This window comes from Amphritea opalescens (genome assembly GCF_003957515.1).
GTDB lineage: Bacteria > Pseudomonadota > Gammaproteobacteria > Pseudomonadales > Balneatricaceae > Amphritea > Amphritea opalescens.
Map to the genome: position 1 here is coordinate 40,585 of NZ_RQXW01000006.1, position 22,241 is coordinate 62,825.

Consider the following 22,241-nt stretch of genomic DNA (forward strand, 5'->3'; position numbering starts at 1 on the left):
TGTTAATTGTGCCGACAGGATCTCTTTTTTCGTGATTCACTGCAACCCCAGCGATAAGATTGACGTTATAACGATTACTGATATGCTTAGCCGATGGAACTATCGCGCATCAACCTCAACCTGCTTATCTCGCTGTATTATCTGCTGCAACTCAAAAGCGTCACCGCGGCGGCCAATGCTCAGCATATAACCCAACCTGCGATGAGCCGTAACCTCAGTCAGTTAAGAGAGATCTTTGTCGATAAGTTAATGGTGCGAGTAGGCAATAACATGCAGTTAACCCCCAGAGGCGAACAGCTCTGGACCCAACTGCCCGATGCCCTTAACCACCTCGAAAGCCTATTGATTCCGAGTCAGTTTGAACCGGCGGGATATCATGGTGAATTTAATATCGCCACCACCGACTTCATTACCCATGACCTAATGCCACCCCTGCTGGCTCAACTACAACAGGATGCACCGGGTCTCAGCCTGCATTTTCATCTCTGGCATCCGGGCATGATGGAAGCTCTGCGTCAGGGGCGTATCGATCTGGCGGCTTGCATTCTCGACACGATTCCCCATGATATCTATGGTAAGCAGCTCGGTTGTGACGGCTATAGCTGCTTAATCAATAAGCATCACCCTTTGGCAAGCCAGCCGATCACACTCAATGACTACACCAAAGCCGACCATATTGGTATCAGCGCCGGCGGTGATAAAATCAGGGCGGTAGACGAAGCCCTGAGTCAGCTAAACCGCCAACGGACGATGAAACTCACCGTCCCCTTTATCCACTCCGCCATGGCCATCACCCGTCAGGCTAATTATGTTTTGACACTGCCCACCCATATCGCCCTGCGGCTCGGGCCTGAATACGATCTGATCACTCAACCACTGCCACCACAGATTAAGATACCCAGCAGCCACTACTATCTTATCTGGCATCAACGGTTACAGGGTGATCCCGCGCATCGCTATCTACGCGAACGGATGCAGAGTAGCCTTAGTAATTAACGGACGTCGACACCCGAAACAGGTCATACCAAAAACTGATAACCTTTATCTATATTCAGCATTCGCCCTTATCCTTAACCAAGAATAGAATCCCTGCCGTTCACAAAGGATGATCAATAACATGACTGAATGGCTAATCTTCGCCGGTATCATGCTGCTAGGCGCAATGCTGCCCGGCGCTAATACCGCTATTATCTTGCGCAATACCCTGCAAGGCTCTCTGTCCACCGGCTTCATGACCGCACTCGGGCTGGCTACTGCGCTGGCGATCCATGTGTTTCTATCGGTGATCGGATTAGCAGCCATCATTGAGCAAACACCGGCGCTCTACAGCGCCATCCGTTGGCTAGGTAGCGCTTACCTTATCTATCTGGGTATTGTTTATCTTATTACCCGCGCCGCTGACCATACCGAAGAAACACCCAACAACCACCACCACCCTTTTATCGCAGGCATGATGGTTAGCTTATTCAACCCCAAAATTCTCATCATGTTCGTCGCTATCTTTAGCCATATCGTCGAGGACGTCTCCAACCTTTGGATGCAGTTACTCTACTGTGCAACCCCCGTATTGGTGGAGTTTTCTTGGCTCAGCGCACTGATTCTGCTGTTAACACGGCCATCGGTGCAGGCCACTCTTCAGCGTTTACGCAGCAAAATAGAACGGGTTATTGGCGGTGGTTTAATACTGCTAGGGATAAAACTGGGGTTAGGCTAACCCCAGCTATTGGGAAGCGTTAAAACAGCTTAATTTCAGCGACTGCATCATAGGCGATGTTCAGCCACGGTACTTGGCGGCTAGCGAAGCGCCATTTGGATTTGTTATTCCGAAAGCACCTGCAACACCCGCTGTCGAACCCAGCGACACATAGGGTCCTGGTGGTAACGCTCATGCCAGTAGAGAAAAAAGTTAATCGGCGACATCATCAGCTCAATAGGTACCTCTTTCAGCACGATATTCCGACCTAGTGCGACCCGCCGAGCGACAATCTCAGGCAAAACAAACAGCAGATCAGACGTATCACAAAAATCGGCGGCGGTCATAAAGTTAGATAGGCGCAACGCTAAATGCCGCTGATGCCCCAACTCGGCTAACCGTTCATCAATATGCCCCGGCCCTTTACCGGTCATCGATACCAATCCATGACTGGCCGACAGATAACGTTCGAGAGTTAGCTCGCCCTCCGCCAGCGGATTATCCGCCGACATCATACAAACAATACCGCTCTGCGCGATCAGCAATCGTCGATACTGTCCCTCTGCCGTGGGCTCCATCCCCGTGAGTGAAAAATGCACCTCGCCGCTGGCTAATAATTCAAAGTGATTACGGGGCTCGGTTCTCACCTCAAGCCGCATCTGGGGTGCTTCACTACGTAAAACCTTTAACAACGGAGCAACAAAAACAGACCACTTCGAGATCCAAGCCATAGACGCGTACCACATCGACCGCGCTGGCCGGATCAAATACCGGTTCAGCAATCAGCTCTTTAACGCCATCGGTTAGGCGCTGCAAGCGGGGTAAGATATCAGCACCCCGTGCGCTCAGGTCAAAGCCCTGCGCTGTTTTTACCAACAGGGGGTCATCAAAGGTACTTCTCAACCGCTGCAACGCTCGGCTCACCGCCGGCTGACTCATGCTTAACTGCTCAGCCGCATGGGTAACGTGTCGGGTCTCTAACAGTTTCTGCAATATCACTAACAGATTGAGATCCACCGACCTTAAATTCACTTCACGCATAATAATCATCACAACAATGCATTAGATGAATGCATTATGGACGATTATAGTACGTCTCACCACCGAAAACCTTCGGCATTTACATTTAGGGAGTACAACATGTCAGATCAAGTAAAGGTCGCAGTCGCTTATCACAGCGGATATGGGCACACTGAAGTATTAGCTAACGCGGTTGCAGCCGGTATCGAAAACGCAGGCGGCAGCGCCACCATTATCTCGGTAGCAGACTTGGAAACGATCAACTGGGATGCCCTAGCCGAAGCCGATGCGATTATTTTTGGCTCGCCTACCTATATGGGCTCTGTCAGTGGTCCGTTTAAATGCTTTATGGATGCCACCTCGAAGGTTTGGTATACACAGGGCTGGAAAGATAAATTGGCGGCGGGCTTTACCAACTCCGGCAGCCTGAGCGGTGACAAGTTAAACAGCATGATTCAGATGTCTGTTTTTGCCGCACAGCATAGTATGCTTTGGGTGAGCCTAGGCGTAATGAACGGCAACAACAATAGCAAGGGTGATCCACAAAGCCTTAACCGGGTCGGTGGATATCTTGGCGCTATGGCCACCAGCAATGCGGACGAAGGCCCTGATGTTGCACCACCACAGTGTGATCGCGATACGGCTCAAGCACTCGGAGCGCGGGTGACCACAGCGGCTAAGCGTTGGCAGCAAGCATCCCTATAATCGGACGATAAAACGGGCGGCATGACCGCCCTTTTTTAGAGATAAACCCTATGGCGTTACCCCTAAAAGATAGTCCTCATTCATTTGGCGTAGGCAGCATACTGCTCCACTGGATTGTTGCGCTCACCATTATTGGTATGTATCCATTAGGGCTCTATATCGGTACCCTGACCTACTATGATCCGGAATACCAAACCATTCCGTCATGGCACAAAAGCATCGGTATGACCTTAGCGCTGTTCGTGATATTAAGGCTATTTTGGCGAGCCTTTAACCGAACACCTAAACCGATCCCTCAGCCGCAGACGCTACAATCGATCACCAAAATCGTACATGCATTACTGTACCTCTTACCGGTTATCACACTGCTATCCGGTTATATGATATCCACCGCCGATGGCCGCCCCATCTCAGTCTTTAACTGGTTTGATGTGCCTGCGCTTCCGGCCCTTATCGAGAATCAAGAAGACCTTGCGGGAGAGATCCACTACTGGGTTGCCACCTTGATGGTGAGCCTCGCAGGTTTACACGCATTAGCAGCGTTAAAGCACCATTTCATCAATAAAGATAAAACACTTATCCGCATGATACGTATATCAAAGGAAAATAACTTATGAACCTAAAAACAATCATTGCTGGCGCACTACTGGCGGGCACGATCTCCTCGGCGCAAGCTGCTGACTATGTAATTGATACCGGCCACGCTTCGGTCAATTTCCGTATTCAACATTTGGGATACAGCTGGTTAGAAGGCCGTTTTAACGATTTTAGCGGCCAGTTTAGTTATGATGCGGCTAACCCTGAAGCGGCACAGATTGCCGTCACCATCAAAACCCCCAGTATCGATTCCAATCATGCCGAGCGCGACAAGCACCTGCGTGGCGATGACTTTTTAGCCGTTAAAGCTTTTCCAGAAGCGACCTTTGAAAGCACTGCGTTTACCCCCGCTGCCGATGGCAGTGCTGTCCTCAGTGGTAACCTAACGCTGCACGGCGTCACCAAAGCGATCGATATTCAGGTATCAAAAGTGGGAGAAGGTAAAGATCCTTGGGGCGGCTACCGCGCGGGCTTCAATGGCACGACGCAACTCAATCTGAAAGACTTTGATATTAACTATAATCTGGGGCCGGCTTCAGATAGTGTTTATCTCGATCTGAACGTTGAAGGCGTGCGTCAGTAAGCGCCTCGCCTAGTTTCCATCATGAATAACTAGCTTCAATGAATAACGCGCTAACGCTCAGCACCTCACAGTGTGCTCACTGAGCTTAGCGCGTTTTAGCAATGCGGTTATTTCTCGACAATATTCAGCGGCCGAGGACGCCCTTCGCCATCGATGGCGACAAAGGTAAACCGTCCTTCAGTCACCTTTTCGACCTGCTCACTGTGGTGGCGCTGCACCCAGGTTTCCACCAACACCACCAGTGACGTATTACCATAACGAACCACTCGACAATAACAGCTCACATCATCGCCAATATACACCGGCTTATGAAAGGTCATCGCATCGACCGCCACCGTTACCACCCGCCCTTTAATCTCCTGTGCAGCAAAAACACCGCTGGCCAAATCCATCTGTGACATAATCCAGCCACCAAAGATATCACCATCAGGGTTAGCATCGGCCGGCATCGCAATGGTTCGCAATGAAGGCTTAGCCGTTGGCATTTGTGACATATTTTCTTCCATTATTGATTACCTAACTTCATGCTGTCTGCACATCCACCCGCTCAGAAAGCCGGGACAGTAAATTGTCGGCTTGATCGTCGACCATCAAAAAATCACGATACTCACCGCGAATAAAGGCTTCCTGAGAGGCATGTTCGATAAATGCCAATAGGTGATCGTAGTAACCATCAATATTCAACAGACCAAAAGGTTTATGATGGATACCGATCTGACGCCAAGCCCAAACTTCAAATAGTTCTTCCAATGTCCCCGTACCACCGGGGAGCGCGATAAAGGCATCGGCGAGTTCCATCATCACCGCCTTGCGCTGATGCATATCCTCCACCTCATGTAGCTCACTCAGACCGATATGCACCTGTTCACGCTCAACTAACACCTGCGGCATCACGCCACATACATGGCCACCCGCATCCAAAACCCCATCCGCAACACTGCCCATTAAGCCGACACTTGAACCACCGTAGACTAAGTCAATATTATGCTGTGCCATCAGCTCCCCGAGCTTGCGAGCCTCCGCCGGATAGGGCCCATCCGCGCGACCGGATGATGCACCACAGTAAACCGCTATCTTCATATTAATCATCGCATCCGTGTTAGTGATTGATTATCCCCTGCCATAGACACTATTCAACAACAGTCCGCAGCGAGATTAAAGCAAAAATCCAGAGAAGCACCATTATCTCACCCCAGCAACGTCCTTGAACCTAAGATCACTCGCATCTAATCGTCATGGCGTATGGAGCTAATCGCCAATGTTCGCTATAGTTCGCACCCAGTATGCGACTGAAGCGGGATAAACATCATGGCAGGATCTCTACAGGACCAGCTTCTTAAAGCGGGTCTGGCAAATAAACAGCAGGCAAATAAAGCCAAAGCTGAAAAACGTAAGAAAACCAAGCAAGCAAAAGCCGTAAAAAAAGGCGAAGTATTTAAAGACCCCGAAGAGCTAGAACGGGAACAGGCGATCGCCAAAGCGAAAGAAGAAAAGCTTGAGCGTGACCGTGAACTCAATCGTCAACGGGAAGATGAACTCACCCGTCGCTCTATCGATGCCTCCTGCTTACAGATGCTGCAGCAGAACGCGATTAATATGCCCGACGATGGCGATGTGGAATACAACTTTGTCGATGGCACGACCATCAAAAAGCTCTACGTCAGCAAAACATTGCAGGAACAGTTAGCTAAAGGCAACCTAGCCATCGCCTCAAATAAAGGCCGCTATCTGTTGATTCCCGCAGGCGTCGCGGAAAAGATCAATGAACGTCGACCTGAGTTGATTATCAGCCAACAAAAAGCGGAAGAGATCGATCCTGACGATCCTTATGCTGATTTCCAGATCCCAGATGATCTGATGTGGTAACCCACCCAACCGGCCCTTTGTGTATCGAACACAGGGGCCGACTTATTCACCAAAGCATCAACTCCCCTTTCCACCAACCGACCAAAACCGCTATTCGCCTTAACCTCAATGCTGCGCTAAGGTCACTCTCCTCCTAAACTCTCCTCCTAAACTCTCCAGCCAAACATTCCAGCAAAACACTCTAGCTAAACACTCTAGCTAAACAGTCGACAGCCTGCGCTCAATATTGACCCACACAAACCCATCGCCATGCTCACTGAGACAATGATACAAAGTGTTTTATCGATGTAACCCCTCTGTCAAAAACGACAGATAAACTGATTCTGGCCCATAGCGGCATATTAAAAAAAAGCGATGAAATAACAATAAATCTTTAAATAACAATAACTTAAAAAAATAAAAGCTTTTTTAAATAACGCTTTTACTCTGTCAATAAATATCTTAGAATTAAATTAGCTTGAAAGTAAGACCTGTTTTTTATGCACCAAAGAGTCCAACAGATCAACCTGTGTGTCCCTTCGTCATAAATGTAGTTCCTGCATTCTTAGCTTAACCCGTGTGCAGACCTATCTCTGTGCACCATAATTTTAAAAACACTATTGTAGGGAATACAATTATGTCTACATCTACTGGTACCGTTAAATGGTTCAACGCCGATAAAGGCTATGGCTTTATCGAACAAGATAACGGTCCTGACGTATTCGTTCACTTCCGCGCTATCAACTCCGATGGCTTTAAAACTTTGAATGAAGGACAGCAAGTGTCTTTCGAAGTCACTGATGGCCAAAAAGGCCCTCAGGCTGAGAACGTTACTCTGCTGTAATGTTGACTGCCCGGCTGCGGCCTCCGGGCCGCGGCCAGTTTCACCAGAACCAACAAATCCCCGATCACTATCTCGCCTTTTGCCACACCAATAACTGATTATTCGCCGGCATCACGATATCATCCTTGAGTAATAAACCGGCCTCCACAGCTAATGCATTCACCGCCTCAAAATCCCGAATTCCACTCATGGGGTTACGCGCTTTCAGCCATTGATCAAACTCCGCATTACTGTCACTGGTAAAATTCTGACCATAACGGAAAGGCCCATACAAAATAACCTGCCCTTGGGGAGCCAACACCTGATCAAGATGGCGAAACAGGGAGACCACCTCAGCCCAACCGATAATATGCAACGTATTGGCACTATAGATTAGATCGACGGGGTCTAAACCGGTATGCCAGTCGCTTTGTTGCAAATTCAACACCCGTGAAGCGGTGATATTATCGCTACCATGGCGGTCAAGGTTTGCCTGGAGTAACGGCAGTTGCTGCTCAATATCGGACGGAAGCCACCGTACACCGGGCAGGTTTCCAGCAAAATGCACCGCATGTTGCCCTGTACCACTGCCGACCTCTAACACCTTTTCATCCCCTGCCAGTAAACCGGTCAGTCGCTGCAAGATAGGCGCTGCATTACGTGCCGATGCTGGGGAAAAGCCCATAAAACTATTTTCATCAATGTTCATACTTTGGTATTTCCCATCAGTACCTACGGGATACTTGAATTAAATGAGGTTGAGTTGGATTCGTTGCTTTGCCAATTTGCTAGCGAATAGGGTTATTCGAACCCTACCCTGAGTAAAACACTATACGACAAACTGAATAGTGGTGAAAAATAGAATGAATAACCACTATAGAATACGGTAAAACCAATCAAAACATAGAGTTACTATTATGGTGAATTTTACTCATCATTCATCTGAAAATTGATCAGCTATCATCCGTTCGACTAAAGTATAGAATACTTAAACACGTTGAGGTGACCCTCATCATTGTTTTCAATTCAGGCCTGGTGGCGAGTCGAAGCGCTGAACATGGTTCAGGCCTGAATTAATTTTATACTTATGGGTAAAACATGATTCCTTCTGGCATACATCGCGATATTTATACTCAGGCGGCAAACCTGCGCGCTGAAGTTCAGGCTGAGCTGGTGCTGAGTGCGTTTGCGCTATTTAAAACCACGCTGAAAACCAATACCCCTATCTTTGGCCCACTGATGCTCCGGGCAAATGCCAAAATGAACATGGCATCACTGAATAAACCTCAGCTGAAGCAATCTGCCGCTGCGTAATGACTTCTCTCTAGAGCTTTCCTTCCATAGGATCGATTAAGCTCTTTTTTTACAGGCCGCTATGGCCTGTTTTTTTTGCCTTAATTTAGCCGCGTCACCATCAACAACCCATTCAAAACCCCATCTACGGCTCCATACAAAAGCGCTTAGAATCATCGCGCTTAGAATCATCGTACTTCTCATCAGCTCGCAGCATCGATGCCAGCGATAGCATAACGAGAGACAAATCTGACATAAATCAAAACAGTCACAGCTCTAAAAAATCCAGCTAAAACAAGCTTTTATCTTATCCCGGTTAAGCTTTAGCGCACTTTGTATCCAATCAGATACAGATTAACCTATTGATTTACATAGGTTTTATAAAAAATAGGAAAATAAAGACGCTAGATAGCGACACATTTCAGCAAGATAGATGTAAAAAACGCCTCAAATAAAGACCTATTATTTATAACTCATTGATTAATAACAATTTAGTAAAAAAAGGCATCAAACTTGTATATAAGTAGTTATTGTTTCGGCGAATGCCTCTGAACTTTAAGTCCCCCCCATAGAATCTAAAGATCAGGGGTGTTTCAGCCGAGCAATAGATTCATAAAGAAAACCGCTTCGGCGGTTTTTTTATGCCTGGCAAAAAGTATAACCTCAGCCTCTACAACTCCCACAGGGCTTCAAACAGAGTGAGGACGCTCATTTACACGGACCTATGGATGCCATGATCGCAAAGAAGCCACGCTCGACTTATACTGTTATTTACGCTCTACCTGTTCATTAGTGGGTCGACCCTACCGACCTTCAACAATACCCCAATGATTAATCGGCCCTGACTGATGAATATCCGTTAATAAAACGTTCAGTAAACGCCTTTTACAGTAGAGCCTAACAATTACTTGATAATATCGATCAAAGTCATCAAGCGGCTAGCACTCGATGCCACACACTAAAGGATTAAACGTCATGAAAAGCAGCCCGATCAAATCAACTCTTTTAACCGCCGTTGTTACCCTGATGGTCTCCGCCATGACACTCCCTGCTTATGCACAACAAGATAGCCAGGCAAAGCTTGCAAATGACTGGGCTGTATCGAAGCATAATGGCGAAAATGCAGGGGGATCAAGCGAAGCGAAACAAAAGGGTAATGGTGGCGGCAGCGGTAAAGTTGAAATACAAGACGTCAATCTCCATATCCCCAGTAAACAAGTCCCTGACATAAAACCGATGAAAAAAGGCCAAGCGTCTATGAAAATGGATGGGGTCGAAGCTGAATTTTAAGCATCAGTCACCTAACGCCTCCTTCATTCGGCCCATAAACTAGCAATAAAAAGCCGAGTATCGCAAACATACTCGGCTATTAAACCTCTAACGACTCACTCCCGTTTAACCTGGCTCCGCTTCAATCAAGCCATCATCTTCGATTCGCCCCTTTTCGGCCCAATACATCACCCCTAACGCCACCGTGCCAAACACAGCAAAACCAGTGGTCATCGGAATAAGTGAATTATCGTACATCTGGCCGATTAGCGTGCCGATCAACATCGACATAATCGAAGAAACAGAGCCAATAACCGCAGAGGCAATACCCGCAACATGCCCCATCGGCTCCATCGCCAAGGCATTCACATTACCAAATAGAAAGCCAAAGCAGAAAAAGAAAACCCCTGCATAGCATAAGAACATCCAGAGCGTAATGGCCATTAACGCATGCATACTCAAGAAAATAAACGACGCAAACACCACGGCTAAAATGGCACGAAAAGCAATATGCTTCGCCCCATGCTTCTCTACAATCCGAGAGTTGATCAAAGATGAGGCCCCCAATAGCAACGCCAATCCACCAAAGTAAACTGAGAACAGATTGCCGGTATTAAATTGCACCTGAAATATTTGCTGTGCAGAATTTAAATAGCCAATAAAACTACCGAAGAACAACCCCATGCAGACGGTATAGCTGGCGGTGATGCGATTGGTTAGCACCTCTTTAAAGCCATCGTAGAAACCTTTTTGGGTAAACGGAATACGGTGCTCTTTTGGCAACGTCTCTTTTAATCGCAACAAGATCCACAACATCAAGACCACCGCATAAACCAGATACATTTCAAAGATACCGCGCCAATCGGCAAAAAACATAATCGCTTGCCCAAGGCTCGGCGCGATCGCCGGTACGAGTACAAAGATCATCATCACCAATGACATAACCCGTGCCATCTGAGAGCCATGGTATAGATCACGCACGAGTGAGATCGCCGAAATATAAGGCCCCGCTACCCCTAGCCCTTGGATAAAACGACCGATCATCATCATCTCTAAACTATCGGCTTGATAGCAAACAACGGTCCCCACCAAGTAGAGCGTAAACCCCCCGAAAAGTATCGGACGACGTCCCAGAGCATCCGATAGCGGCCCACAAATCAGCTGCCCTATCGCCATGCCTAGAAACAACATACTCACCAACAGTTGAGGCTGATTCGCCGTCGTCGCCCCTAAGGATTGACCAATAACGCCGAGAGCCGGCAGTAGTGCATCAATCGAAATAGCAACAATCGACATAAGCAAAGCGACCAGCACCGTAAACTCTTTTGCAGACATGCCGGATGCAGCACTGCTCTGATGATTTTCCATAACGTATCCATATAAAGACATTGATGACATACCGCGAGAAAGCAGCTGTGGATGATAAACACTCTGCACTGGCCTTTAGTGCGGCAGGCATATTATTTTGGGCTAACCATACTTGTAGAAACCGCTAAGAGCCAACCATTTATTCACTGCGTTAAACAGCTTTCGACTTAGCTTATACCCCGATCAAATAGGCCTGCAGCGATCATCGAGAAATAAGGGGAAACGGCTTTACGCCATCAGCAAACGACCAGGCAGTAACCGATACCATTGCCCGTAAAACTCGACAGAATGAGCCACAACATCCTTATTTTTTTATTATTTCATCCCAATTTTATCGATAGACCTTGGTATAATTGCTCGCCTTCACACAGCGCATTATCACAACGAGAACTTCATGAAAGAGAGCACTCGTCCGATCCCCGGACTCATACTCATGCTCGCCGGTCTGACAGCCATGGCTCCTTTTGCAACCGATGCCTACCTACCGGCTATTCCTTCGATGGCAGCAGCATTGGATACATCGGTGCATAAGGTCGAATTATCGATCAGCCTATTCTTAGGCGGCTTCAGCCTTGGGCAATTAATTGGCGGTCCTTTTTCCGATCATTTTGGCCGACGTATTTCCATCTTTATTGGCCTGATACTTTTTTGTACCGCCTCCTTGGCGATCTTATTCACCCCTTCTATCGAGTGGCTCTGGCTGTTGCGAGTGATTCAGGCGATTGGTGGCGGCATGACAGCTGTCAACCCTGCGGCGGTAATCCGTGATGTGAGCTGTGGCATCGAAACCGCTCGTAATATGTCCCGCATGGGACTCATTATGATGTTTGCGCCGTTAATGGCGCCGGTCATCGGCATGCTGATTTTAAAACTAGACGGCTGGCAGTCGATCTTCTTTTTCTTGTTTAGCTATGCCCTCATGATGATGATCACCATCTTTTTCAGGCTGCCAGAAACCCGTGTCAAACAGGCAGAAAAAACACACTTTCTCAAACGTTACTGGCTCGTATTAAAGCATCGACAGGCCCTTAGTTTTATTTTTTCAGCTGCGTTCACCTTTGCGGGTATGTTTGCTTTTATCACCGGTTCTCCCTCCGTTTACATGGAGTTTTTCGGTGTGTCTGAAACACTGTTCCCGCTGTTTTTTGGCGCCAATATTATATCGATGTTCATCATGAACCGTATCAACATGCGGCTGTTAGCACGCTACTCCCTTCATACCCTACTCAGTATGGGTCAGGCGATTCAGTTCTTAATCGGTGCGCTGTTATTCAGCTATATCTCACTCAGCGATTCACCATCACTCTTTCTCACCATGTTGATGATCATGCTGTTTGTGGGTATGCAGGGTCTGCTTATGCCCAACTGTATGGCCAGCACGGTTGAGTTTTTCCCAACGAACAGTGCAACCGCGATTGCCTTACTCGGCGCGTTAGGGTTTGCAACGGGCGCACTCACCGGCTCTCTCGTTGGCCTGTTAGGCGATGGAACCCCCTTGCCTATGGCGATGGTCATGTTTGGTTGTGCCATCATGGGGCCGACACTGAGATTTTTACTTTATCAAAAAAGCTCAGAAGTGGTCTCTTAACGCAGGGGTTTGACGGCCACTCAGGACGGTGAAACCTGCCGTAGCCAGTCACACTGTTACCGTCTCTCTTTTTTATCGACTACCTTTTATCGACTACCTTTTATCGACTACCTTTACCGACTACCCCTTGGTAATCCCTTCACACGGCAGAACTAAACCTCACTCATCTCCTCACTAAAACCATCAGAGCCCAGTGTTGCTGAATAGCCATAGCCTATTGGCACAACGCGAAAGTAGATTGAGCCGATGTGGATTGTGGTGACGCACCCGATACGCCACTCTGGTTTAAGCAGGCGCAGTGTAAGGCTTTTCAGCTGTACTTTTAGGGCTGTGCTTTTAGGAATGTACTGATATTGGCGGTTACGATGCCCAGAAAGCAGAACCAATACTGAAGGGTAAGCTCGTGGGTAAGCTCGTGGGTAAGCTCGTGGATATGATCGGTTTTAGCCGTTCATGAACAAAAAAGATTGTTTAGTGCAGAGAAAGGGCTAAGTGATTATCCCGTATATCACGGATAAACAGGCATCTCGGGATTACCAAGGGATGATACGCTATACCGCCTCTATAACTGGAAACTGTATAGCTAGAGGCTGTCTAGCTAGGGCTGTATAACTAGGGGCTGTATAGCGTAACAATAAGACGGTAAAACAGGGTCTCGACGGCTAAAGAGGTCGAGCATCAGATACGGCATATCAACTCACCATTTGACGCTCACACTCCCTTTATCTGACAACATCTAGCCTATGACGAGGGTTGCCGAATTAGCAGCAGTATGACGGCAGATAGACGCCTACTGATCTGCCGAGCTTATATGCCGAGCTTAGCCCTTACATTTTTCCTGTTGTTTCATAACTTTCATGCCAGCTTAATGCTTCATTCAAGATATGCGGTGTGTGCATGCCCCGCTTACTCGCACAGGCACGTTCGTAATAATCGGTTAGACGATCTTTATACATCGGATGGGCACACTTCTCGATGATAACCTTAGCCCGTTGACGCGGAGACAAACCTCGCAGATCGGCCAAGCCTTGCTCGGTAACGATCACCTTCACATCATGCTCGGTATGGTCAACATGGGACGCCATCGGCACAATCGCAGAAATAGCCCCATTCTTAGCGGTAGAAGGCGTCATAAAGATAGACAAAGAGCCATTACGCGCGAAATCACCCGAACCACCAATACCATTCATAATACGAGAACCCATGATATGGGTAGAGTTCACATTACCATAGATGTCGGCTTCGATAAGCCCGTTCATGGCGATGATGCCTAAACGTCTAACGATTTCCGGGTGGTTACTAATATCTTGCTGACGCAGAATGATTTTCTCACGATAAAAATCGATATTTTCATTCAGGTCGTCCAACGCCGTCGGGCTTAAAGAGAAAGCCGTTGCAGAGGCCACCGATAAAGTACCGGATTTCAGCATGTGAAGCATGCCGTCCTGTATCACCTCGGTGTAAGCGGTCAGGTTTTTATAACCGCCCTTCTCCAAGCCACTCAAAACAGCATTAGGGATATTGCCCACGCCGGATTGTAGCGGTAACAACTCTTTAGGTAGCCGCCCCTGTTTAATTTCATGGGCAAAGAAATCAATGATATTGTCGGCGATTTGGGTGGATATTTCATCCGGCAGTGCAAATGCGCTGTTACGGTCAGGCGCAGAGGTTTCAACCACGGCGACAATCTTTTCGAGAGGAATATCTAAGTATTGCTCACCAATGCGATCGGCCGGCGTATTAATCAGAATGGGTTTACGGTGAGGCGGTAGCGCAGTGCCATAATAGATATCATGCATGCCTTCTAACTTGATGCTTTGCTGGTCATTGACCTCGAGAATAACGAGATCAGCCTGCTCTACCCAGGTTTTATTATTACCTACCGACGATGACGGAATAATACGGCCATCGGCATGTATACCTGCCACCTCAATCACCGCAACATCTAGCTTGCCGAGAAAACCAGACCATGCATATTGGGACACTTCCGATAAGTGCATATCAACATAATCCATCGAGCCTTCGTTGATCTGTTGACGACAAACAGGATCGGATTGATACGGCAAGCGCATATTGATGCCATCGACTTCGGCGAGTACGCCGTCTAACTCCGGCGCTGTTGATGCCCCTGTCCACAGGTTAATTCTAAATTCTTTGCCCAATTCTTTCAGCGCCTTGGCTTTTTTAACCAGCGCAGCGGGAATAGACTTAGGATAACCTGCCCCCGTGAAACCACTCATACCGACAGTGTGTCGATCCTGTAAGAAAGAAACGGCTTCATCAGCGGACATAATTTTTTTGCGTAGGATAGGACATTCAACACGCGATTTAGAAAACATGCATACTCCAGATAAAACTTCATTGAACCGACAAACGGGGTGGCTAGACGTATATTCTAGGGATAAGTGGCAAACGCACCTAAAGCCTAACGAAACGACCCTAATTTAATTGCGGTGTACTTTACCTCACCGAAAATAAGTCGATATAAGACCTAGGTTGTAGATACCCAGTCAGCTAACGATGTTATGAACAATAATTATGAAAGCTCGGTAATGATACTGAACGCCCTACCCTTGTTGCAATGCACCAAAAGTAGCGTGGTAGCAGAGCGCTTTCCCTTGAAAGGCTCGGAGTGATTATCAACCATGCTGCGAATACCGTCGCGTTAAAGCATCTCTTTAAAATAACACGCGCTATGGTGCCCTTTGGTTTTAGCGCAGTACATCGCTTGGTCAGCTTTTTTAAGTAAATCATCGATACTCAACGCATCATGGGGATAAAGTGCGACCCCGATACTGGCGGTACAAAAAACCGGTTTCTCTTGAATCATATAGGGCTGCGCAAGCACACTCGATAAGTTCTCGCAGACATGATCGATATCTTCACGGCTTGACGTGCCCACAAGCACAACAATAAATTCATCCCCACCTAAACGGGCAGCAATATCATTGTGCCTAATGTTCTCTTTAATACGTGCTGAGCACTCAATCAAAACAGCATCGCCGGCCCCATGGCCAAACGTATCATTAACCGCTTTGAATTTATTCAGATCTAACATCGCAATCGCGAGCTGTTTTTTATCACGTTCGCTGTTGGCGATAGCCGTCTTCAGATGTTCGTGCAGTAAATTACGATTCGGTAAATTGGTTAAACTATCGTAATTCGCTTGCTGCCATATTAATTGATCGGCTTTTTGCCGCTCTATAGCGATACGGGCCAGATTAACGAACTGCTCTATCCGTTGAAATTCCGTGATCGTCGGCGTGGTTATTTTTCGATGATAGACCGCAAAAGTGCCCAACACCCTGCCTTGGTTATCAATAATAGGTTCAGACCAACAGGCAGCAACATTCGCTTTTTTAGCCAATGGCGCCCAATCAGCCCACTGAGGGTCCGTGGCTATATCAGACACAACAACGCGCTTACCGGTATAAACCGCTTCACCACAAGAGCCCTCGCCGACGGATAACCCATCGACCGCTTCTGTGTAAAAACCAGGCAGATTAGGCGCCGCACCAAGCATCAGGTGCTTGCCCGTTTTATCGAGTATTAACACACTACAGAGCGTGTTCGGAATCTCACTCTCAACACCTTTAATAATAACCGTTAATACTTTGGACAACTCGCTGGAACTGGCAATTAATTCGAGAATAGTATTACGAATCTTATTTCTATTATCTTCTTCAGATAAGCGTTTATTTTGACTTTTCATGAAAACAGAAAATATTAACGAAAAAATATTCGTCACGATAAACGCCGCCACAATACGAGACAGCGTAAAACTGTCAAACTGTTCATATGTAAACAAACAAGCAATCGTAATTAAGGCAGAATTAAATAAAATAGCAACGAGCGTTGGCAACAAATAAAAGCTACCAATGATGATAGGGAAAAGCCAATAAATTAACCCCGGCCCTTTGATATAAATACCGATCAAAATATTCACATGCGCAAGAACGGCGAAGATACCGCTATAAAGCTTAACTTTATGGGTAAGCCAAACTCCCAAAAATATCGAAAAAATCCCCCCTACCGCAATAAAATCAACAATAATATGCGGTATATCTTGGGCAATAATCCGCGCAATCAGGAAAGGAAACAGAATCAATGTAGCGGCTGCAGTGATACCTAGTAGAATTTTCTCTTCTAACGTACGCTCGGTTATTTTAACGGCCATAGTCGATTAGCTTCCTTCCCGTGACACTGATCTCTTGCAACACGCCTGCATTACGAACTAACCATAACTAAAAAATAGACAAGTGAAAACAATAACATAGTGAATAGCTAGAAAAACACACCAACTATTGATGGATAGCACATAAACGGCTCCATCAGCCCCGAGAAAGGCCGCTGCCAGCCAACAGTAAACCCTTAACAAGCCCCATGATTTGCGGCTATTTTGAGTAGCAGAGAACTCGAGTAGCAGCGAAATTCGATAGCATCATACTCACCCATGACTAACACCGTACAAACGGCGTATGACAACTACATCACCGCTGCGAGTAACCCGGCGCATCTCTCAATAAATCCTTGTGGCTGGCGGTATAATCAGCATAAAACGCCAGTGGCTGCTGGCTGTCCAAGGTTGCCAGTACTTCTTTATACCATGCCACATAGTCCGAATTTAAACGGCTTTCTCCGGGCTTCCTCAATCGATAAAATTCGATGAAATTATCACAAAGCTCTTCTATCGAAGCGGTATCCTCACTCCATTCAACCTGTCCTTCGGTCTGAACACTGTCTTGCACAATAATATTATCATTTGGCCAGCGACCGTTGTCTAAGTGCCCGATACAATACTGCCAATACATACCGCTAGCCGACATCCCTGAGTAGATATAAATATCGGCATAACCTTTTTCATGAAGCAAGCCAATCATATTAGCTATTTTATCGTACACAACATCCATGACTAAAACTCCCTATCCAATATCAACCGCTTTGACGCACCAGTTTTGACACACCAGTATAGAACATAAAATAAAGCCGTGATTTGATTAAACTCAACCAATCTCTAGGCGAAAAAACCAGTCTTGGGCAGATCACTGCTCACCTAGCGCGTTGACGCCTTCGCTGTTATACCAAGCCTAACACCCCCCAAAAAACCACCCCACAACAACCGATTAACACTCACACTTGGTCCAGAGCAGCAGAACTGCCCCAGAGCCCCGATTAACGTCCGCCAGGCAACCCCCATCATGACGGTGAAGGGATGATCATGCACAAAAATAGTTCAAAAAATAAACAATTCTGTTACAGGTTATTCGATGTCAACATGCTAAACTAAGCACTCTACGGAACCTGCCAACAACACTATGCTGAACAGCTCTCCGTTTTTAACTGATAAAAGAGCCCATGATGCAAAACTTAACAGCCGACGGACAACAACTCGTCAACAACCTAAGCCAGAAATATAACCTTAGCTATGATGCCGTTGTGCATATGCTAATCGCCGTTAATAACGGCTCTGGTACGATGGCACAATTTAATTGCCCAGAACTCGGCGGCAGCGGTCAGTGGATGCGTGGCGGCATGACCATGGTTGGCGATATGTTCAACAACGGCCTAAAAAACACCGTAGACAACCTATGTAACGAGCTAGCCAACGGCCTAGCCAACCTACAAATCTTTGTCCCTATTCCACAAGGCACACCCGGCAGTAACCAGTGGTGGCCCGTCGGTTTAGGCCAACCGTTTAGCAGTGGCGCACAAAACAATATTCGCTATGCGGTCTTTCCAAACCGTTTAGCCGTAGAACTGAATGGCCAAGTAACGGTGTATAACACTCTAGACAACAATATTAGCGGTGTTAGCCAACAACAGGGTGGCGACACATCCCTCACCTTTAGTAGCCAATACGGCACCATTGCCGTCAATAGCCTACCTATAGTGTCAGGCCCAGGCATCGCTCCAGCACCACAGCGTAATTTTGCCCAGCCTGCGCAAAACACGAACACTCAAAGCAACAATGCGCCGAACAATAATATTCCGGCCAACGATGCTCCGGCACCCATCAACCCGCCACAGGCCAGCAACCCCGTCAATACACCTAATACGGCATCGATTGATGAGACCCTGCAGGTCATCGAAAAATTAGCGAAATTGAAAGATGCGGGCGCTATCTCTGAAAACGAATACAACGCGAAAAAAACAGAGCTGCTGAGTCGTATCTAATGATCTCGTCAGTCACCTAAGATGAGATAAGCCAGAGCGTCACCATCCCCACCCCTTTGTAAGGCGTGGGGATTTTTTTGGCCTGTAGGAGCTGCCTCTGGCAGCGATAAGACTACGCACTGCAACAATCAGCGGACTGAACCCTGTGGGAGCTGCCTCTGGCTGCGATAAGACTATGTACTGCAATAATTAGCCGACTTAACCCTGTGGAAGCTGCCTCTGGCTGCGATAAGGCATATCACTGCAATAATTAGCGACCTTAACCCTGTGGGAGCTGCCTCTGGCTGTGATAAGGCAATGCACTGTCATAATTAGCGGATTAACCCTTGTGGGAGCTGCCTCTGGCAGCGATAAAGCGATGCACTGCCATAATTAGCGAACTTAATCCTTTGGGAGGAGCCTCTGGCTGCGATAAGGCAATGTACTGCCATAATTAGCGGACCGAACCCTGTGGAAGCTGCCTCTGGCAGCGATAGAGCGATGCACTGCCATAATTAACCGACTTAACCCTGTGGGAGCTGCCTCCGGCAGCGATAAGACTATGGACTGCCATAATTAGCAGACCGAACCCTGTGGGAGCTGCCTCTGCCAGCGATAAGGCTATGCACTCCAATAATTAACCGACTTAACCCTGTGGGAGTTGCCTTTGGCTGCGATAAAGCGATGCACTGCAATAATTAACCGACTTAACCCCGTGGGAGCTGCCTCCGGCAGCGATATCATCAACTGCCCCATTCGGCAGCCGCTTAACTTCATTATCAATTAACTTAATTCACAGCCTCAGCAGTACGCACCGGTGACCTTAACGCACCCAAGCGGACGTAAGGGTATCTGTGTGACACCCATGGTTATACACCGGACTTGGCTTTTTGAATCAAAGCGGCCAAATCCGGCGGGGTTGGCATCGCCTTAAACGGACTAACATTCGCACCACCAGTATTGCCTGATGGGACCAGACCAAATACTGTTTTCGTCGCGGCGCCCACAATGCGAAAAACCTGACCGAACACCTCTCGGAATGAGCGATTTCTAACAGCCCACACCAGCATCAAGATATGCACCTTAACGTGCCAATACGTTGATTCTTGTCCTATAACGTGCGCCCGCTCTAGATAAACAAATGCTTGCTGAGCATCACCGCCTGAACTTTCCCGTTTGGCGTTCGCCAGTTCTATCTCAACGTACGGAGCTATTTTTTGTGAAAAACCACGTCGCATAAAGTCATCCTCAGAGCAAGTATAACGTTCTAAACAGCCGCGCGTTTTTTTGCCTCGGCTACTTTGGCTTGTGATACCCTACCTTATCATTACACCAATCCAGTCCCGAAATAGCATAGCGCCACTTGATTCGTAAACTTCGCATTTCATTGTATGTAAACCTCGATATAAGGTAGCCTCATCGAGATTTACTTTAGAGAATGGAGGTATTGATTTGTCATATTGGCTAACACATTTTTTCTGGATATATTTAACCACACCCATTTGTTCGATATCCCTTTCATCATCAGGAGTTGCTCTTCCATGATTAGTTTTTTTGAAAACTACTTTAAGAGGAAAATTAAGTCTATTTGCCGTTCTAGCTGCAACTTCAAAAACTAGAGATATATTTGGCTCTAAAAACTTAGAAGCCGATATGTATTCACTCCGCTGCCCGTTAATTATAGTGAAACATTTGAAGTCTATTTGGGAATGATTCTTTACAGTACCTCCAGTAATCTTTTCTCTAAAGCTTCGAGGAAGGGCTATAAATTCAAGACACTTAGAATATGATAGCTGTCTCATGGCATAGTTTATAGGGACTCCATCTTTGTCGGTAAGATTAGGAGTGACTACCGGAAGGTTCTCTTGCACGCCATCTTTATTTCGAGCCTTAATTTGTGAGTACTTCTCTGGCCAATTAACAAAGTCCAACAGCCCTTGCCCAAGCATTGTTTGGTTTTTGCTAGCTAAACCTTGTAGCTTAGAAGCCATATCAACTGGCAATCCAGTTGCGGAAACCTCACCTACATTCTGATAACCAAAGCTACCCCAGAGCACTTCATTATCATCACCAAAATCACAGCCTACTCTAAAACCAAAGTCTTTTGCGTCTAGACCTTGTCGCTCCATCCAGGGTTTAATACTTTCTTCTAAAATTGCTCTTAGGGTTATAGAACAATTAATTGCGTCAGAAACAGCATCTTCTTTTTCTGTTGAACGCCCACCAAAGAATGCCATTACTGCATCACCCATTAATCGATGAACATGCCCATCAAAGGATCTTATTATTTCAACACATGTTTGAATTACTGCATTTTTAAACTTAAAAACAAAATCCAAAGGGTATAGGAGTGAAAGTCTTGTCGAGCCCTTAATATCTACAAATAGAGTGCAAGTATAGTGATTCTGTGTCGTAGCTGTACCCTCAAGAGCTATGAAATCAGGGTGAGTACCAATGGGAGAATCATTGATCCCAAATTTACCAAAATGAGGGCGAATTTGAGTTTGGAGGAGAAACTCCTCTTGGGGACCAGCTGGTAATGACTGCAACGAATCCATGACAGAATGAGCATCCATTGCTTCCAAAGAAGCTGATTTTTCGACGGCTACAGCAGTAGTCTGGCTATTTACAGAATCAAAAAAATCTTCAAACATTCTTTCAAAGTTAGCCATTTATTATTTCACCCCTTCAAATATTAAAAGCAGCAATGAAATTGCCAGCAAAGGAATAACTCCATAAATTATGATACCTGCAGCGATTTTTAAGATTCGAAATTTTTCATTAATTATTTCAGCAATGATAAATACCTGTTTAGACAAATCCTCTAGTAGCTGTTCAGTAGATGCTGCTTCTACTTTTTCCTGATAACCATCAATCCCATTTTCGCACGTAGCAACATCGCCAAAAAAAATTAAATATTTATCACCATCATGCGTTTTAGTATTTGGAAAGACCGCTCTTAAAAGATTTATAGCAGCAGAGAGAGAAAGAATTATTGTCAAAGCAGAAAACAGTAGTGCTGAATAATATAAGTAGTTACATCCTAAATCTACAGGTTCAATAGACATAACTCGAATTGTAAGCCCTAACACAATCGCTCCAACAAAGGACATCATTAGCCCAACTTTAAAGTTTGTTGTTGCAATATAGTGATCATACCTTGTAATGACATCGAATAAGAAAGTAGTCTTATCCTTCAATTTTTCGTTTCCTTCGTCCAAAGCCTTCTCCTATATTTCGGTTAACTCGGGGATATAACAGGCGCAGCTTTGCTGCGTCCGGCGCCAGAGGCGCGTAGCTGATT

The 22,241-nt window shown here is 46.5% G+C and carries 23 protein-coding genes; 11 read left to right on the plus strand and 12 right to left on the minus strand.

Features of this window, described 5'->3' with window-relative positions:
• The first annotated feature begins 93 nt into the window (after nt 1-93).
• Nucleotides 94-996: a LysR family transcriptional regulator gene (locus tag EH243_RS08165; protein WP_126158157.1), complete on the plus strand. Its 903-nt coding sequence runs from the start codon at nt 94-96 to the stop codon at nt 994-996.
• Nucleotides 997-1,117: 121 nt separating this feature from the next.
• Nucleotides 1,118-1,714: a LysE family translocator gene (locus EH243_RS08170; RefSeq protein ID WP_126158158.1), complete on the plus strand. Its 597-nt coding sequence runs from the start codon at nt 1,118-1,120 to the stop codon at nt 1,712-1,714.
• Nucleotides 1,715-1,818: 104 nt separating this feature from the next.
• Here the strand turns inward: EH243_RS08170 and EH243_RS08175 are convergent, their stop codons facing one another.
• Nucleotides 1,819-2,424 (minus strand): LysR substrate-binding domain-containing protein, encoded by a 606-nt coding sequence (locus tag EH243_RS08175; protein WP_241235025.1) that lies wholly within the window; start codon nt 2,422-2,424, stop codon nt 1,819-1,821.
• Nucleotides 2,366-2,734, minus strand: a complete 369-nt coding sequence (locus tag EH243_RS18690) for a LysR family transcriptional regulator (protein WP_241235026.1) — start codon at nt 2,732-2,734, stop codon at nt 2,366-2,368. Before EH243_RS18690 ends, EH243_RS08175 begins: the two co-directional genes overlap by 59 nt.
• 99 nt (nt 2,735-2,833) lie before the next feature.
• On the opposite strand from EH243_RS18690, the gene EH243_RS08180 reads away from it, so the two are divergent.
• The 3 genes from EH243_RS08180 to EH243_RS08190 are packed head-to-tail and all read left to right on the plus strand — an operon-like array spanning nt 2,834 to nt 4,598.
• Nucleotides 2,834-3,418 carry a flavodoxin family protein gene (locus EH243_RS08180; RefSeq protein ID WP_126158159.1) on the plus strand — a complete coding sequence of 195 codons (585 nt, stop codon included), beginning with the start codon at nt 2,834-2,836 and terminating at the stop codon, nt 3,416-3,418.
• Between the two features lie 50 nt (nt 3,419-3,468).
• Entirely contained in the window at nt 3,469-4,035 is a 567-nt protein-coding gene (locus EH243_RS08185; RefSeq protein WP_126158160.1) for a cytochrome b, read from the plus strand.
• Nucleotides 4,032-4,598: a YceI family protein gene (locus EH243_RS08190; protein ID WP_126158161.1), complete on the plus strand. Its 567-nt coding sequence runs from the start codon at nt 4,032-4,034 to the stop codon at nt 4,596-4,598. Before EH243_RS08185 ends, EH243_RS08190 begins: the two co-directional genes overlap by 4 nt.
• 107 nt (nt 4,599-4,705) lie before the next feature.
• Here EH243_RS08190 and EH243_RS08195 read toward each other — a convergent pair whose 3' ends face one another.
• Both EH243_RS08195 and EH243_RS08200 read right to left on the minus strand, forming a co-directional pair.
• Nucleotides 4,706-5,092: an acyl-CoA thioesterase gene (locus EH243_RS08195; protein WP_126158162.1), complete on the minus strand. Its 387-nt coding sequence runs from the start codon at nt 5,090-5,092 to the stop codon at nt 4,706-4,708.
• Nucleotides 5,093-5,120: 28 nt separating this feature from the next.
• The gene (locus EH243_RS08200; protein ID WP_126158163.1) at nt 5,121-5,678 is read right to left on the minus strand and encodes an LOG family protein; all 558 of its coding nucleotides are present in this window, start codon (nt 5,676-5,678) and stop codon (nt 5,121-5,123) included.
• Nucleotides 5,679-5,906: 228 nt separating this feature from the next.
• On the opposite strand from EH243_RS08200, the gene EH243_RS08205 reads away from it, so the two are divergent.
• Nucleotides 5,907-6,464, plus strand: a complete 558-nt coding sequence (locus tag EH243_RS08205) for a DUF2058 domain-containing protein (RefSeq protein WP_126158164.1) — start codon at nt 5,907-5,909, stop codon at nt 6,462-6,464.
• A gap of 616 nt (nt 6,465-7,080) precedes the next feature.
• A complete protein-coding gene (locus EH243_RS08210; RefSeq protein ID WP_126158165.1) occupies nt 7,081-7,287 on the plus strand; it encodes a cold-shock protein in 207 nt (68 codons plus the stop codon).
• A gap of 67 nt (nt 7,288-7,354) precedes the next feature.
• Here EH243_RS08210 and EH243_RS08215 read toward each other — a convergent pair whose 3' ends face one another.
• Complete coding sequence (locus EH243_RS08215; RefSeq protein WP_126158166.1) at nt 7,355-7,975, minus strand: DUF938 domain-containing protein; 621 nt, start codon at nt 7,973-7,975, stop codon at nt 7,355-7,357.
• A gap of 389 nt (nt 7,976-8,364) precedes the next feature.
• Between EH243_RS08215 and EH243_RS08220 the strand changes: the two genes are divergently transcribed.
• A complete protein-coding gene (locus tag EH243_RS08220) occupies nt 8,365-8,580 on the plus strand; it encodes a hypothetical protein (protein WP_126158167.1) in 216 nt (71 codons plus the stop codon).
• A 954-nt stretch (nt 8,581-9,534) separates the two neighbouring features.
• Nucleotides 9,535-9,849 carry a hypothetical protein gene (locus EH243_RS08225; RefSeq protein WP_126158168.1) on the plus strand — a complete coding sequence of 105 codons (315 nt, stop codon included), beginning with the start codon at nt 9,535-9,537 and terminating at the stop codon, nt 9,847-9,849.
• Nucleotides 9,850-9,954: 105 nt separating this feature from the next.
• On the opposite strand, the gene EH243_RS08230 is transcribed toward EH243_RS08225, so the two are convergent.
• A complete protein-coding gene (locus EH243_RS08230) occupies nt 9,955-11,196 on the minus strand; it encodes a multidrug effflux MFS transporter (RefSeq protein ID WP_126158169.1) in 1,242 nt (413 codons plus the stop codon).
• Nucleotides 11,197-11,590: 394 nt separating this feature from the next.
• Between EH243_RS08230 and EH243_RS08235 the strand changes: the two genes are divergently transcribed.
• Nucleotides 11,591-12,784 (plus strand): multidrug effflux MFS transporter, encoded by a 1,194-nt coding sequence (locus EH243_RS08235; RefSeq protein ID WP_126158170.1) that lies wholly within the window; start codon nt 11,591-11,593, stop codon nt 12,782-12,784.
• 827 nt (nt 12,785-13,611) lie between these two features.
• Here the strand turns inward: EH243_RS08235 and EH243_RS08240 are convergent.
• The 3 genes from EH243_RS08240 to EH243_RS08250 all read right to left on the minus strand — a co-directional run bounded on the left by EH243_RS08240 (nt 13,612) and on the right by EH243_RS08250 (nt 17,694).
• Nucleotides 13,612-15,123: an acetyl-CoA hydrolase/transferase family protein gene (locus tag EH243_RS08240; RefSeq protein ID WP_126158171.1), complete on the minus strand. Its 1,512-nt coding sequence runs from the start codon at nt 15,121-15,123 to the stop codon at nt 13,612-13,614.
• A 326-nt stretch (nt 15,124-15,449) separates the two neighbouring features.
• A complete protein-coding gene (locus EH243_RS08245) occupies nt 15,450-16,961 on the minus strand; it encodes a sensor domain-containing diguanylate cyclase (RefSeq protein ID WP_126158172.1) in 1,512 nt (503 codons plus the stop codon).
• A gap of 313 nt (nt 16,962-17,274) precedes the next feature.
• Nucleotides 17,275-17,694 carry a hypothetical protein gene (locus EH243_RS08250; RefSeq protein WP_126158173.1) on the minus strand — a complete coding sequence of 140 codons (420 nt, stop codon included), beginning with the start codon at nt 17,692-17,694 and terminating at the stop codon, nt 17,275-17,277.
• Between the two features lie 448 nt (nt 17,695-18,142).
• Between EH243_RS08250 and EH243_RS08255 the strand changes: the two genes are divergently transcribed.
• Nucleotides 18,143-18,958, plus strand: a complete 816-nt coding sequence (locus EH243_RS08255) for an SHOCT domain-containing protein (protein WP_126158174.1) — start codon at nt 18,143-18,145, stop codon at nt 18,956-18,958.
• Between the two features lie 848 nt (nt 18,959-19,806).
• Here EH243_RS08255 and EH243_RS08260 read toward each other — a convergent pair.
• The 3 genes from EH243_RS08260 to EH243_RS08270 form a co-directional block, all read right to left on the minus strand.
• Nucleotides 19,807-20,175, minus strand: a complete 369-nt coding sequence (locus EH243_RS08260; RefSeq protein ID WP_126158175.1) for a DUF3703 domain-containing protein — start codon at nt 20,173-20,175, stop codon at nt 19,807-19,809.
• A 78-nt stretch (nt 20,176-20,253) separates the two neighbouring features.
• Entirely contained in the window at nt 20,254-21,609 is a 1,356-nt protein-coding gene (locus EH243_RS08265) for a nucleotide-binding domain-containing protein (protein ID WP_126158176.1), read from the minus strand.
• 3 nt (nt 21,610-21,612) lie between these two features.
• On the minus strand, nt 21,613-22,158 hold the full coding sequence (locus EH243_RS08270; protein ID WP_126158177.1) for a Pycsar system effector family protein: 546 nt from the start codon (nt 22,156-22,158) through the stop codon (nt 21,613-21,615).
• Nucleotides 22,159-22,241: the final 83 nt, after the last annotated feature.

Coding starts and splice junctions, on each gene's coding strand:
- EH243_RS08165 (WP_126158157.1), top strand. CDS start 94: ATGGAACTATCGCGCATCAACCTCAACCTGCTTATCTCGCTGTATTAT.
- EH243_RS08170 (WP_126158158.1), top strand. CDS start 1,118: ATGACTGAATGGCTAATCTTCGCCGGTATCATGCTGCTAGGCGCAATG.
- EH243_RS08175 (WP_241235025.1), bottom strand. CDS start 2,424: ATGGCTTGGATCTCGAAGTGGTCTGTTTTTGTTGCTCCGTTGTTAAAG.
- EH243_RS18690 (WP_241235026.1), bottom strand. CDS start 2,734: ATGCGTGAAGTGAATTTAAGGTCGGTGGATCTCAATCTGTTAGTGATA.
- EH243_RS08180 (WP_126158159.1), top strand. CDS start 2,834: ATGTCAGATCAAGTAAAGGTCGCAGTCGCTTATCACAGCGGATATGGG.
- EH243_RS08185 (WP_126158160.1), top strand. CDS start 3,469: ATGGCGTTACCCCTAAAAGATAGTCCTCATTCATTTGGCGTAGGCAGC.
- EH243_RS08190 (WP_126158161.1), top strand. CDS start 4,032: ATGAACCTAAAAACAATCATTGCTGGCGCACTACTGGCGGGCACGATC.
- EH243_RS08195 (WP_126158162.1), bottom strand. CDS start 5,092: ATGTCACAAATGCCAACGGCTAAGCCTTCATTGCGAACCATTGCGATG.
- EH243_RS08200 (WP_126158163.1), bottom strand. CDS start 5,678: ATGAAGATAGCGGTTTACTGTGGTGCATCATCCGGTCGCGCGGATGGG.
- EH243_RS08205 (WP_126158164.1), top strand. CDS start 5,907: ATGGCAGGATCTCTACAGGACCAGCTTCTTAAAGCGGGTCTGGCAAAT.
- EH243_RS08210 (WP_126158165.1), top strand. CDS start 7,081: ATGTCTACATCTACTGGTACCGTTAAATGGTTCAACGCCGATAAAGGC.
- EH243_RS08215 (WP_126158166.1), bottom strand. CDS start 7,975: ATGAACATTGATGAAAATAGTTTTATGGGCTTTTCCCCAGCATCGGCA.
- EH243_RS08220 (WP_126158167.1), top strand. CDS start 8,365: ATGATTCCTTCTGGCATACATCGCGATATTTATACTCAGGCGGCAAAC.
- EH243_RS08225 (WP_126158168.1), top strand. CDS start 9,535: ATGAAAAGCAGCCCGATCAAATCAACTCTTTTAACCGCCGTTGTTACC.
- EH243_RS08230 (WP_126158169.1), bottom strand. CDS start 11,196: ATGGAAAATCATCAGAGCAGTGCTGCATCCGGCATGTCTGCAAAAGAG.
- EH243_RS08235 (WP_126158170.1), top strand. CDS start 11,591: ATGAAAGAGAGCACTCGTCCGATCCCCGGACTCATACTCATGCTCGCC.
- EH243_RS08240 (WP_126158171.1), bottom strand. CDS start 15,123: ATGTTTTCTAAATCGCGTGTTGAATGTCCTATCCTACGCAAAAAAATT.
- EH243_RS08245 (WP_126158172.1), bottom strand. CDS start 16,961: ATGGCCGTTAAAATAACCGAGCGTACGTTAGAAGAGAAAATTCTACTA.
- EH243_RS08250 (WP_126158173.1), bottom strand. CDS start 17,694: ATGGATGTTGTGTACGATAAAATAGCTAATATGATTGGCTTGCTTCAT.
- EH243_RS08255 (WP_126158174.1), top strand. CDS start 18,143: ATGCAAAACTTAACAGCCGACGGACAACAACTCGTCAACAACCTAAGC.
- EH243_RS08260 (WP_126158175.1), bottom strand. CDS start 20,175: ATGCGACGTGGTTTTTCACAAAAAATAGCTCCGTACGTTGAGATAGAA.
- EH243_RS08265 (WP_126158176.1), bottom strand. CDS start 21,609: ATGGCTAACTTTGAAAGAATGTTTGAAGATTTTTTTGATTCTGTAAAT.